Annotated in this window: 9 protein-coding genes; all 9 read left to right on the top strand. The window is 71.4% G+C overall.

Annotated features, from left to right (window positions below):
• The first annotated feature begins 92 nt into the window (after window positions 1–92).
• Window positions 93–1,067 carry a 16S rRNA (cytosine(1402)-N(4))-methyltransferase RsmH gene (gene rsmH, locus IU449_RS22380; protein WP_195004060.1) on the top strand — a complete coding sequence of 325 codons (975 nt, stop codon included), beginning with the start codon at window positions 93–95 and terminating at the stop codon, window positions 1,065–1,067.
• 61 nt (window positions 1,068–1,128) lie between these two features.
• Window positions 1,129–2,031: a hypothetical protein gene (locus IU449_RS22385; RefSeq protein ID WP_195004061.1), complete on the top strand. Its 903-nt coding sequence runs from the start codon at window positions 1,129–1,131 to the stop codon at window positions 2,029–2,031.
• Window positions 2,028–3,905, top strand: a complete 1,878-nt coding sequence (locus IU449_RS22390) for a peptidoglycan D,D-transpeptidase FtsI family protein (protein WP_416382225.1) — start codon at window positions 2,028–2,030, stop codon at window positions 3,903–3,905. Before IU449_RS22385 ends, IU449_RS22390 begins: the two co-directional genes overlap by 4 nt.
• 148 nt (window positions 3,906–4,053) lie before the next feature.
• The gene (locus IU449_RS22395) at window positions 4,054–5,646 is read left to right on the top strand and encodes a UDP-N-acetylmuramoyl-L-alanyl-D-glutamate--2,6-diaminopimelate ligase (RefSeq protein ID WP_195004063.1); all 1,593 of its coding nucleotides are present in this window, start codon (window positions 4,054–4,056) and stop codon (window positions 5,644–5,646) included.
• 97 nt (window positions 5,647–5,743) lie between these two features.
• Complete coding sequence (locus IU449_RS22400) at window positions 5,744–7,243, top strand: UDP-N-acetylmuramoyl-tripeptide--D-alanyl-D-alanine ligase (protein ID WP_195004064.1); 1,500 nt, start codon at window positions 5,744–5,746, stop codon at window positions 7,241–7,243.
• Window positions 7,240–8,316, top strand: coding sequence for a phospho-N-acetylmuramoyl-pentapeptide-transferase (mraY, locus tag IU449_RS22405; protein ID WP_195004065.1), 1,077 nt, complete (start codon window positions 7,240–7,242; stop codon window positions 8,314–8,316). The genes IU449_RS22400 and mraY overlap by 4 nt, the downstream gene beginning before the upstream one ends.
• 48 nt (window positions 8,317–8,364) lie before the next feature.
• The gene (murD, locus tag IU449_RS22410) at window positions 8,365–9,822 is read left to right on the top strand and encodes a UDP-N-acetylmuramoyl-L-alanine--D-glutamate ligase (protein ID WP_195004066.1); all 1,458 of its coding nucleotides are present in this window, start codon (window positions 8,365–8,367) and stop codon (window positions 9,820–9,822) included.
• 113 nt (window positions 9,823–9,935) lie between these two features.
• The gene (ftsW, locus tag IU449_RS22415) at window positions 9,936–11,384 is read left to right on the top strand and encodes a putative lipid II flippase FtsW (protein WP_195004146.1); all 1,449 of its coding nucleotides are present in this window, start codon (window positions 9,936–9,938) and stop codon (window positions 11,382–11,384) included.
• Window positions 11,385–11,412: 28 nt separating this feature from the next.
• Window positions 11,413–12,564 (top strand): undecaprenyldiphospho-muramoylpentapeptide beta-N-acetylglucosaminyltransferase, encoded by a 1,152-nt coding sequence (gene murG / locus IU449_RS22420; RefSeq protein WP_195004067.1) that lies wholly within the window; start codon window positions 11,413–11,415, stop codon window positions 12,562–12,564.
• The last annotated feature ends 7 nt before the right edge of the window (window positions 12,565–12,571 follow it).

Genomic DNA, 12,571 nt, shown 5'->3' on the forward strand with positions numbered 1-12,571 from the left:
ACAGGGCGACCCGTGTGCGCCGGCCGGAGATCACTCCACCGGATGCCCGTCGCGCCTACCGATGAACGCGAGGCAGAATCCGGGAGGTCGAGGTGAACCGTGAACAACGCGGCGCCCGTCATGTCCCCGTCCTGCTGCACCGTGCCGACGAATTGCTCGGCCCGGCGCTCACCGAGCCCGGCGCGGTATACGTCGACGCGACACTCGGTTTGGGCGGTCATGCCGAACATTTCCTGAGCACCTATCCCGAACTCCGTCTGGTCGGCCTCGACCGGGACACCGAGGCGCTGCGCCTGGCCGGCGAACGGCTGGCGCCGTATGCGGACCGGATCACGTTGGTGCACACCCGATACGACGGCATCGCCGACGCGCTGGTGCAGGCCGGACTCGATCCGGTCGGCTCGGTCAGCGGCATCCTGATGGACCTCGGTGTCTCCTCGATGCAGCTCGACGAAGCCGAGCGCGGCTTCGCCTACTCGGTGGACGCGCCGCTGGACATGCGCATGGACCCCTCCACCGGGATCACCGCCGCCGACGTCCTCAACACCTACAGTCACGGCGATCTCGCCCGGGTGCTGAAGAACTACGGCGAGGAGCGCTTCGCGGGCAAGATCGCTTCCGAGGTGCTGCGCAGGCGCGCTCAGCGGCCGTTCACCAGCAGCGGTGAACTCGTCGAACTGCTCTACGCGACGATCCCGGCCGCCGCCCGCCGCACCGGCGGGCATCCGGCCAAGCGCACCTTCCAGGCGCTGCGGGTGGAGGTCAACGGCGAACTCGATTCGCTGCGGGCCGCGCTGCCCGCCGCGCTCGATTCGTTGCGCGTGGGCGGGCGGATCGTGATCATGTCCTATCAGTCGCTCGAGGATCGGGTCGTCAAACAGGAACTGGCCGCGCGTACCACCTCCCGCACGCCGGTGGACCTGCCGGTCGAATTGCCCGGCATGGGACCGGAATTCCGGTTGCTGACCCGCGGCGCGGAGAAGGCGACCGAGCAGGAGATCGAGGAGAACCCGCGCGCCGCGCCGGTGCGGATGCGGGCGGCCGAGCGGATCGAGAAGTCGTCGTGAGCGGATGGCCGGAACGGACGGGGTGGGGATGTCCATGCGGAGCAGAGGAGGCGACGACGCCATGAGTATTCGGACGCGCACGGTTCCTTCGCCGGGTCGTGTCGCCCGCCGGGTGCAGGCCGCCGATCGGGTCAAATCCGGTGCCGCGCAACGTGCCTACGCCAAGCGGAGGGTGCGCGCCGAGCAGCTCACCGAGACACCGAGGCTGCCCCGCACGACCTCGGCGATGTCGGGGCGGATTCCCTTTGTGGCCGCGATCATCGCGATGCTCGGCTGTGGTCTGGCGCTGACATTGCTGCTCACCACCCGCGCCGCCGAGGACAGCTACCAGCTCAGTGACGCCAGGCAGCTCAACCGCACACTGGCCGAGGAACGCGCGGCGCTGCAGCGGGAGGTCGAGGCGGCCGATTCGGCGCCCGAACTGGCCGCGCGCGCCCGCGAACTCGGCATGATCCCGGCCGACGACCCGGCCCGGCTGCTGATCGCGCCGGACGGCGCGGTGATCGTGGTCGGTACCCCGACCCCGGTTCAGGGCGCGCCCGCGCCGCCGCTGAACACCACGCCCCGTGATCCGGCGAATCCCGCCGCGCAAGGCGAGCAGGTCGTTCCGTTGACCGCGGCGCTCACCCCCGCCCGTACGCCGGTTCCGGCCGCCGGTGATCGGCAGTCCACCCCCGCGCAGCCCGCGCCGGCGCCGGCTCCGCCCGCTGATCCCGCCGCGCCCGCCGAGGGGCAGCCCACGCCGCTCGGCACCGATGCTCAGCCCGTCCCGCCCGTCGAGGGACAGCCCGCGCCGCCGGGGGTGGACGGTCAGCCGGTCCCGCCGGTCGAGGGACAGCCGATCCAAGGTCAGCTGCCCGTCGGCGCGGTGCCCGCGCCGGTCCCACCGCCCGCTCCGGAGCCGGCCTCCGCGGCGGTGGAGGGGCTTCCCGCGACGCCCGCGCCGGTCGGAGCACTCCGGTGAAGCAGTCCAGGCCCGCACCGCCCCGGCGGCGCGGGCCGTCCACATCCCGACGTGCCGGCACTGCGGGCCTCGATCATCCGATGCGCCTGCGCTTGAGTGTCGGCCGGATCGTCATGCTGGTCGCGCTCGTGATGGTCGCGCTCCAATTGCTCTGGGTGCAGAGCATTTCCGCGCCGGGGCTCTCCGCGCAGGCCGCCAGTCAGCGCACCACCCGGCTGATCGACGAAGCCACCCGCGGCCCCATCGTCGATCGCAGCGGTAAATCGCTGGCCTTCACCATCTCGGCCAAGGCCCTGACGTTCCAGCCGGTGACCGAGCGCGCGAATCTCGCCGCGGCGCGGCAGAAGAACGACAAGGCGCCCGACCCGGAGCAGCGACTGCGCGATATCGCCAGAACGATCCACGAGAAGCTCGGCCCCGGCGCGCCGAAGGAGTCCGAGCTGCTCGACAAGCTCAACAGCGACGAGCAGTTCGTGTATCTGGCGCGCGGTGTCGATCCCCGCATCGCCACCGAGATCATGGTCGAGTTCCCCGAGGTCGGTTCGGAGCGCCAGGACATCCGGGAGTACCCGGGCGGCTCGCTGGCCGCCAATGTGGTCGGCGCGACCGGCTGGGACGGGCACGGCCTGATCGGCCTGGAGTCGGCGCTGGACTCGGTGCTCGCGGGCACCGACGGTTCGCACACCTACGATCGCGGCTCCGACGGCGCGGTCATCCCGGGCAGCTGGCGCGACAAACAGCCCGCCGTCGACGGCAACCGCGTCGAGCTGACTCTGGACTCGGATCTGCAGTACTACGTGCAGCAGCAGGTGCAGCTGGCCAAGCAGCGCTCCGGCGCGGCAGGCGCCTCGGCGGTGGTGCTCGACGCCGGGACCGGGCAGGTGCTCGCGATGGCCAACGACAGCACCTTCAATCCTATGCTGGGATCCAAGGATTGGGCCTCCACCGGGAATCCCTCGGTGAGCGACCCGTTCGAACCAGGCTCGGTGAACAAGATCGTCACCGCCGCCGCGGCCATCGAGTACGGCCTGACCACACCCGAGGAGGTGCACCAGGTCCCCGGCTCGATCCGGATGTCCGGGGTCACCGTCAGCGACGCCTGGAGCCACGACGTCGCGCCCTACACGACCACCGGCATCTTCGGTAAGTCGTCGAATGTGGGCACGCTGATGCTGGCCCAGCGGGTGGGTGAGGATCGCTTCGCCGACATGCTCTTGCGCTTCGGGCTGGGGCAGCGCACCGGCGTCGGCCTGCCGGGCGAGACCGCGGGGCAGGTGCCCGCCAGGGATCAGTGGTCCGGCGGCACGTTCGCGAATCTGCCCATCGGCCAGGGCCTGTCGATGTCGACACTGCAGATGACCGGGATGTTCCAGGCCATCGCCAACGACGGCGTGCGCATCCCGCCGCGCATCGTGAAGTCCATCGTCGCGCCGGACGGCTCCCGCACCGACGAACCGCAGCCCGAGGGCGTGCGGGTGGTCGGCGAGGAGACCGCGCGCACGCTGCGCACCATGTTCCAGTCGGTCACCCAGCACGATCCGGCCGACCCCGATCAGAACGGCACCGGCATGCAGGCCGCGGTGGAGGGCTACCCGATCGCGGGCAAGACCGGGACCGCGCAGCAGATCGATCCGCGATGCCAGTGTTACTCGACGTCGAGCTACTGGATCACCTTCGCGGGGATGGCCCCGGCCGACGATCCCCGCTATGTGATCGGGTTGATGCTGGACAATCCGCAGCGCAGTTCCGACGGCAGCGGCGGGCAGTCGGCGGCGCCGTTGTTCCATTCCATCGCTTCCTGGGCGCTGCAGCGCGACCGTATTCCGCCCAGCGCGGAGCCGTCCGGAAAGTTCGTGTTGCAGGCCGGTGCGTAGCGGTTCCGGGCGGACTCGGCCGTGGTCGCGGGGGTGCGTGCGGCGGGAAGGCCGAGCCACGTTGCCCGTCGATGTGCGCACGTCGGTAACCTGACTTGCCGCCACCTTCGCGGTGTCCGCTGAATCCGCCCCCTCGGAGAGGAGCAAGGTGCCCCAGCAGTCCAGCCAGCCCGTACTGCGGCCGATCGATCCACCGACGACGCCGCTGTCCACGGTGCTGGCGCTGACCGGCGCCGAACCGGCCACGCCCGGCGTGCCGGTCGACGATGTGAGTGTCACCGGTATCGAGCAACGCTCCGACGCGGTGCTACCCGGCGACCTGTTCGCGGCGCTGCCCGGCTCGCGCGCGCACGGCGCCCGGTTCGCCCGTGCGGCCGTGGAGCGCGGCGCGGTGGCGGTGTTCACCGATGCCGACGGCGCCGCGCGGATCGGCGAACTGCCGGTGCCGGTGCTGGTGCGCGAGCGCCCGCGCGAGGTGCTCGGCGAACTGTCCGCCGCGGTGTACGGGCACCCCTCGCGCGAGCTGCGACTGGTGGGGATCACCGGCACCTCGGGCAAGACCACCACCTCGTACCTGGTGGAGGCCGCGCTGGCCGCCTCGGGCCTGTCCACGGCGTTGATCGGCACCATCGAGACCCGCATCGGCGGATCGCGGGTGCCCAGCGCGCTCACCACGCCGGAGGCTCCGCAGCTGCACGCGATGTTCGCACTGATGGTCGAGCAGGGCGTGCAGGCGGTCGTGATGGAGGTGTCCAGTCACGCGCTGGCACTGGGTCGCGTCGACGGCGTGCGCTTCGATGTGGGCGCGTTCACCAACCTCTCCCAGGACCACCTGGATTTCCACGCCGACTTCGAGGACTACTTCGCGGCCAAGCGCAAGTTGTTCGAGGCGTCTTCGCCGGTGGCCGCACGCACGGCGGTGATCTGCGTCGACGACGCGTGGGGCAGGCGGCTGGCCGACAGCCTCCCCGCCCCGGTGCGGGTCGCGGCGGCGGGCGAGGTCACCGGCGCCGCCGATTGGCGGGTCGTGGGTCCGGTGCGCACGCAAGGCGGCGGACAGGAGTTCACCGCGAGCGGGCCCGCGGGCGAGTTCGCGATGCGGCTGCGGCTGCCCGGCCGCTACAACGTCGCCAACGGGTTGCTCGCCTTGGCCGTGTGCGCGGCCGCGGGCGTCGATCCGGCGGTTGCCGCGCCCGCGCTGGGCGAGGTGGATGTGCCCGGCCGGATGCAGCGGGTCGAGGCGGGGCAGGACTTCCTGGCCGTGGTCGACTACGCGCACAAGCCCGCGGCTCTGGAATCGGTCATCGCCACCCTGCGCGAGCACCTGGCCGCCGGTGATCCGGCCGCGCCGGGCAGGCTGGCCGTGGTCGTCGGCGCGGGCGGGGACCGGGACGCGGGCAAGCGCGCGCTGATGGGCTCGGCGGGCGCGCGTGGGGCGGATCTGCTCGTCATCACCGACGACAATCCCCGCACCGAGGATCCGGCCGCCATCCGCGCCGCGCTGCGCGCCGGTGCGCTCGACGTGCCCGCACAGGTGCGCGGTGAGGTGCTCGAGATCGGCGACCGCGCCGAGGCGATCGAGGCCGCCGTACGCTGGGCGCGCCGTGGTGACGTGGTGCTGGTCGCGGGCAAGGGGCACGAGGCGGGGCAGGAGATCGACGGGGTGAAGCACCCGTTCGACGACCGCGAGGTGCTGGCGGCGGCCCTGGCGCGCAAGACGGGCGCGGAGGCGCGCACGTGAACGGTGGAGCGATACAGCATGTTCGGCACGATGGGCGCGACAGCCGCCCGGGAGATGCCCGTCCGTATCGGACGGGCACGGAGGACTTGACGGTTTCATGATCGAGATGACACTGCGGGAGATCGCGGAGGTCGTGGGCGGCACGCTGCACGACGTCGCAGACCCGGAGGTGCGGGTGACCGGCGCGGCCGAATTCGATTCGCGCCGTATCGGCGGCGGGGATCTGTTCCTGGCGCTGCCGGGTGAACGGGCCGACGGACACGACTTCGCACGCGATGCCGTCGCCGCGGGTGCGGCGGCGGTGCTCGCCGCGCGACCGGTCGGGGTGCCCGCGGTCGTGGTGGCGCCGAGCCCGGGCACGGTGCCCGTGGGTTCGCTCGCGGTCGCCCACGACCCGGACGGCTCCGGCGCCGCGGTGCTGGCCGCGCTGGCCGCGCTGGCCCGGTACAGCGTCGAAAAGCTGACCGCCGCAGGCGGCCTGGACGTGGTCGGGGTGACCGGTTCGTCCGGCAAGACCTCCACCAAGGATCTGCTGGCCGCGGTGCTCGCGCCGCTCGGGCCGGTGATCGCCCCGCCCGGATCGTTCAACAACGAACTCGGTCACCCCTGGACGGCCCTGCGTGCCGGATCGGGTACCCGGTTCCTGGTACTGGAGCTGTCCGCGCGCGGTCCCGGCCACATCGCCGCGCTGGCGCGGGTCGCGCCGCCGCGCATCGGCGTGGTGCTCAACGTCGGCACCGCCCACCTCGGCGAGTTCGGCAGCCGCGAGGCCATCGCCCGCACCAAGGGCGAACTGGTCGAGGCACTCCCCGAACACGGTCTCGCGGTGCTCAACGCCGACGATCCGCAGGTGGCCGCGATGGCCGAGCGCACGAAGGCCAGGGTGGTCACCTTCGGTCAGGCCGCGGGTGCGGACTTCCGGGCGAGCGAAGTGAGTCTCGACTCCGAGGCGCGCGCGTCCTTCACCATGCACACCCCGGCCGGGTCCACGCCGATCCGGCTGGCCGTGCACGGCGAACACCAGGTCGGCAACGCGCTGGCCGCCGCTGCCGTGGCCGCCGAATGCGGCGCCGACCTCGACACCATCGCCGCGGCCCTGACCGGCGCCCGGGCGGCCTCGGAGCGCCGGATGGACGTGCGCACCACCCCCGAGGGCGTGACGGTGGTCAACGACTCCTACAACGCCAACCCCGATTCGGTCCGCGCCGCGCTCAAGGCGCTGGTGACGATGGCCAGGGCAGGCGACACCCCGCGCCGCAGCTGGGCGGTGCTCGGCGAGATGGGCGAACTGGGCGAGGAATCGGTGGTCGAGCACGACGCCATCGGCAGGCTCGCGGTGCGCCTGGATGTCGACCGGCTGGTCGTCGTCGGTACCGGACGACCCTCCCGGGGAATGCACCAGGGCGCGGTGATGGAAGGCTCGTGGGGCGAGGAGTCGGTGCTGGTGCCCGACATCGACGCCGCGCTGGCCCTGCTCGACGACGAAGTCGAGCCGGGTGACGTGGTGCTGGTGAAGGCATCGAAGTCGGTGGGCCTGTGGCGGGTCGCCGAGCATCTGACCCGCGGGGCGGGCAGCGACACGGAGGCAGCGCAGTGAGACAGATCCTATTCGCGGCGGCGATCGCGCTGACGGTGTCGATTCTGTTGACTCCGTTGCTGATCAAGTTCTTCGCCAAACAGGGCTTCGGACAGGAGATCCGGGTCGACGGGCCGGCCAGCCACCAGGCCAAGCGCGGCACCCCGACCATGGGCGGCGTCGCGATTCTCATCGGTATGTGGGCCGGTTATCTCGGCTCGCACCTGATCGGCATCGGCTACGACGCCGAGGGACCTTCGGCCTCGGCGCTGCTGGTGCTCGGCCTGGCGACGGCGCTGGGCGCGGTCGGCTTCCTCGACGATTTCATCAAGCTGCGCAAGGGCCGCAATCTCGGTCTCACCGCCGCGGGCAAGTACATCGGTCAGCTCAGCGCCGCCGTCGTGTTCGGCATCCTGGCACTGCAGTTCAAGGGCGAGAACGGACTCACCCCCGCCAGCACCCACCTGTCCTACGTCCGCGACATCACCACCGTGTCGATGGGCGTGATCGTGTTCCTGGCCTTCGTCAGTCTGGTCGTGGTCGCCTGGTCGAACGCGGTCAACCTGACCGACGGCCTGGACGGCCTGGCCGCGGGGTCGATGAGCCTGGTGCTCGGCGGCTACGTGATCATCACCTTCTGGCAGTACTACCACGCCTGCGCGATCAAGCCGGAAGCCGGTTGTTACAACGTGCGCGATCCGCTGGACCTGGCGCTGGTGTGCGCGGCGGGCACCGCGGCCTGCATCGGATTCCTCTGGTGGAACGCGGCTCCGGCCAAGATCTTCATGGGCGACACCGGTTCGCTCGCGCTCGGCGGTCTGCTCGCCGGTCTGTCCATCACCACCCGCACCGAGCTGCTGATGGTCGTGATCGGCGCGCTGTTCGTCGCCGAGGCCGCCTCGGTGGTGCTGCAGGTGGCGGTGTTCCGCACCACGCGCAACCGGTTGTTCAAGATGGCGCCGTTCCACCACCACTTCGAACTCAGCAAGTGGGCGGAAACGACGGTCATCATTCGGTTCTGGCTGCTGGCCGCGATGGCCTCGGCGGTCGGACTCGGTCTGTTCTACAGCGAATACCTCTCCGCGGTCGGGTGATCCAGGATGGTCGAACATTCTCCGCGGGCCCTGCGCTCACCCGGGCCCATGCTGGAATTTCTGCGTGGCCGTGACGTTCTCGTCGCAGGCTGGGGCGTGTCGGGACGCTCGCTGGTCGAGCCGTTGCGCGACATCGGGGCCCACCCGGTGGTCACCGACAGCGGCGCGGCCGCCTTGGCCGAAGCCGCCGGGCTGGGGCTGGAAGTCGCCACCGCGGTCGAGCTGGAGACGGCCGACCTGAGCCGGTTCGCGCTGGTCATCACCAGCCCGGGCTGGCGGCCGGACTCACCGGTGCTGGTCTCGGCGGTCACCGAGGGCATCCCGGTCTGGGGCGATGTCGAATTCGCCTGGTGGGTCGATCAGGCCCGCATCTACGGCCCGGTGCGCAAGTGGCTGGTGGTCACCGGAACCAACGGCAAGACCACCACCACCCAGATGACCCACTCGATCCTGCGCGCGGCCGGCATTCCCAGCGTGGCCTGCGGCAATATCGGGCTGCCGATCCTGGACGCGCTGCGCCGCAATCCCGGTCCGCAGGTGCTCGCGGTCGAACTGTCCTCGTTCCAGCTGCACTGGGCGCCCTCGGTGCGCCCGGAAGCGGGCGTGGTGCTCAATGTCGCCGAAGACCATCTCGACTGGCACGGCGGGCTCGACGCCTACGCCGCCGCCAAATCCAGGGCGCTGGTCGGGCGGGTCGGCGTGGTCGGCCTGGACGATCCGGTCGCGGCCTCGCTGGCCCGGCGCTCCAAGGCCAAGCGCACCGTCGGCTTCCGGGTCGGCGTGCCCGCCGACGGTGAACTCGGCGTGGTCGACGGCAAACTGCTCGACCGTGCCTTCACCAAAGCCGCCATCCTGGCCGAGGTCGGCGACATCAGCCCGCCCGGGCCCGCCGGGGTGGCCGACGCGCTCGCCGCGTCCGCGCTGACCAGGGCGATCGACGTGGCGCCGCAATTCGTCAAGGAAGGCCTGCAGGAGCACAAGGTGGGCCCGCACCGGTCGGCGTTCGTGCGCGAACTCGGCGGCGTCGAGTTCGTCGACGACTCCAAGGCCACCAACCCGCACGCGGCGCGCTCGTCGATCCTGGCGCACCAGAGCGTCATCTGGATCGCGGGCGGGCTGCTCAAGGGCGCGGGCGTCGAGGACCTGATCGAAGAGGTCGCCGAACACCTCGTCGCCGCCGTGCTCATCGGCGCGGACGCGCCGGTGATCGCCGACGCGCTCGCGCGACACGCGCCCGAAGTCCCCGTCGTCGAGGTCCGCGCGGGTGACGATGCTGGCATGGCCGACGACCCGAACCGATCGCACCCCCACCGATCGAGCGAGGCCGACGCCGTGATGGCGCGCGCCGTGCGCACGGCCGCCGGGTTCGCCCGCAGCGGTGACACCGTGCTGCTGGCGCCGGCCGCCGCCTCGCTGGACATGTTCGCCGACTACACCCATCGCGGACGCAGCTTCGCCGGTGCGGTGCACGCGCTGGAAGACGGTGACCTCGGGCGGCAGCCGTGACCGACCAGGGCCGGCGGGGACTGCGGCGCGCCAAGTCCGGTCCTGGTAAGAGCGCGCGCGCCGCGCGGCCCGCGGGAGCTCGGGCTCCGGCGGTCACCAAGTTCCTGACCTGGATGGCGCGTCCGCTCGCGTCGTTCCATCTGATCGTCACCATCGCCACCCTGCTCACCGTGCTGGGGCTGGTGATGGTGCTCTCGGCCTCCAGCGTCGAGGCCTACACCGCGGGCGGGTCCGCGTATTCGCTGTTCCGGCAACAGATCCTGTTCGCCCTGATCGGTACCGTGCTGTTCTACCTCGCGCTGCGCATCCCGATCCGCCGGCTGCGGCAGTGGTCGTTCCCGGTGTTCGGGCTGTCGGTGGTCGCGCTGTTCCTGGTACTGATCCCCGGCATCGGCACCGAGGTACAGGGTTCGCGGCGCTGGATCGACCTCGGCGTCGTCTCGGTGCAGCCCTCGGAGATCGTCAAGGTGACCCTGGTGGTGTGGGGCGCGCACCTGCTGGCGTCCCGGCGCAGCGAGCAGGCGCCGCTCAAGGACGTGCTGGTGCCACTGGTACCCGCGGGCATGCTGGTGTGTCTGCTCGTGGTGCTGGAACCGAACCTGTCGACCACCATCGCGCTGGGCATCGTGCTCGCGGCATTGCTGTGGTTCGGCGGCCTGCCGGTGCGACTGTTCGTCACCATCGCCCTCTCGGGCATCGTCGCCGCGGCCGTGCTCGCGCTGACCGCCGGCTACCGCTCCGATCGCATGCGCGCTTTCTTCAATCCCGGTGAGGATCCGCAAGGCATCGGCTACCAGGCCAGGCAGGCGATGTACTCGCTGGCCGACGGGGGGATCTGGGGTCGCGGCCTCGGCCAGAGCCGCGCCAAGTGGAGCTATCTGCCCAACTCGCACAACGACTTCATCTTCGCCATCATCGGTGAGGAACTCGGCTTCCTCGGGTGCGCGCTGGTGCTCGGGCTGTTCGCGCTGTTCGTCTACACCGGCCTGCGCATCGCCACCCGCTCGGTGGACCCTTTCCTGCGGCTGTTGTCGGCGACGGCCACCACCTGGATCACCGCGCAGGCGCTGATCAATGTCGGTTACGTCGTCGGCCTGTTGCCGGTGACCGGCCTGCAGTTGCCCTTGGTCTCGGCGGGCGGTTCTTCGCTGGCCATCACGCTGTTCATGTTCGGCATCATCGCCAATGCCGCCCGCCACGAACCCGAGGCGGTCGCCGCGCTGCAGGCCGGGCAGGACGGCAGATTCAGCCGGTTGTTGCGACTGCCCAAGCCCGAGCCGTATTCGCCCGCCAAAGCCGGTGCGGCACGGGCCAGGTCGGCGGGACGAGCCGGTCAGCGTGGGGGCGCCGGGGCGCGGGTGCCCCGGCGCGCCGGGGATGCGCAGCGCTCGGGCAGCGGACAGGTCCGCAACGGTGGCCGGATCCGGGGGAACGGACAGGGCAAGCCGGCACCGCGGCGCAAGTCCGGGGAGAGCCGCGGTACCAGCTCGGCCAGGGCCACCAGAGCCTGGGAGCCGACCTATCCGATGCCGCACGCGAAGGAACGGGGAAGATACAGGTGAGTGACGGGCGACGTGCTCGACGGGCCCGGTGGAGGAGTATCAGGTGACCACGAAGGATTCCGGTTCGCTGCCCTCGTCCGCGAGGATCTCGGTGATCGTCGCGGGCGGAGGCACGGCAGGACATATCGAACCGGCTCTGGCGGTCGCCGACGCGCTGCGCAGGCTCGATCCCTCGATCCGCGTGACGGCGCTCGGCACCGAGCGCGGTCTGGAGACCCGGCTGGTGCCCGAGCGCGGCTATCCGCTCGAGCTGATCCCGCCGGTTCCGTTGCCGCGCAAGCCGACTCTCGATCTGCTGAAGTTGCCTGCCCGGGTGCGGGCTTCGGTGCGCCGCACCCGGGCGGTGATCGACGCGGTCGAGGCGGACGTGATCATCGGTTTCGGCGGCTATGTCGCCTTGCCCGCCTATCTCGCGGCGGGCCCCGGTCTGCTGCGGCGCAGGCGCGCGGTGCCGGTGGTAGTGCACGAGGCGAATGCCAAGGCGGGCATCGCCAACAAGATCGGCGCGCGGGTGGCCGCGAGGGTTCTGGCCGCCGTGCCGGATTCGGGCTTGCCCGGAGCGGAAGTGGTGGGCATCCCGGTGCGGGAGTCGATCACCGCGCTGGACCGGGCCGGACTGCGCGGCGAGGCGCGCGCGCATTTCGGGCTGCCCGGTGAGGGGCCGGTGCTGCTGGTGTTCGGTGGTTCGCAGGGCGCGCGCAGCCTGAACGAGGCGGTCTCCGCGGCCGCCCCGCAACTGGCCGCGGCGGGCATCTCGGTGCTGCACGCGCACGGTCCCAAGAACACCCTGGAGGTGCCCCCGCCGGTGGGATCCGCGCGCTATGTCGCGGTGCCGTACCTGTCGCGGATGGATCTGGCCTACGCCGCCGCCGACGCGGTGGTGTGCCGCTCGGGTGCGATGACGGTCGCCGAGGTCTCCGCGGTCGGCCTGCCCGCGTTCTACGTGCCGCTGCCGCACGGCAACGGCGAGCAGGAATTCAACGCCCGCCCGATCGTCACCCAGGGCGGTGGCAGAATCGTTCCCGACCAGGAACTGACGCCCGAATACGTGATCGACGAGGTGATTCCGCTGCTGCTCGACCGAACCCGGTTGACCGAGATGGGCCGCGCCGCCGCAGGCGCCGGGCATCGCGACGCCGCCGACGCGGTGGCACGCATCGCCGTGCAGGTCGCGCGGTGAACGCCAC

The sequence above is a fragment of the Nocardia higoensis genome (assembly GCF_015477835.1).
Taxonomy (GTDB): domain Bacteria; phylum Actinomycetota; class Actinomycetes; order Mycobacteriales; family Mycobacteriaceae; genus Nocardia; species Nocardia higoensis_A.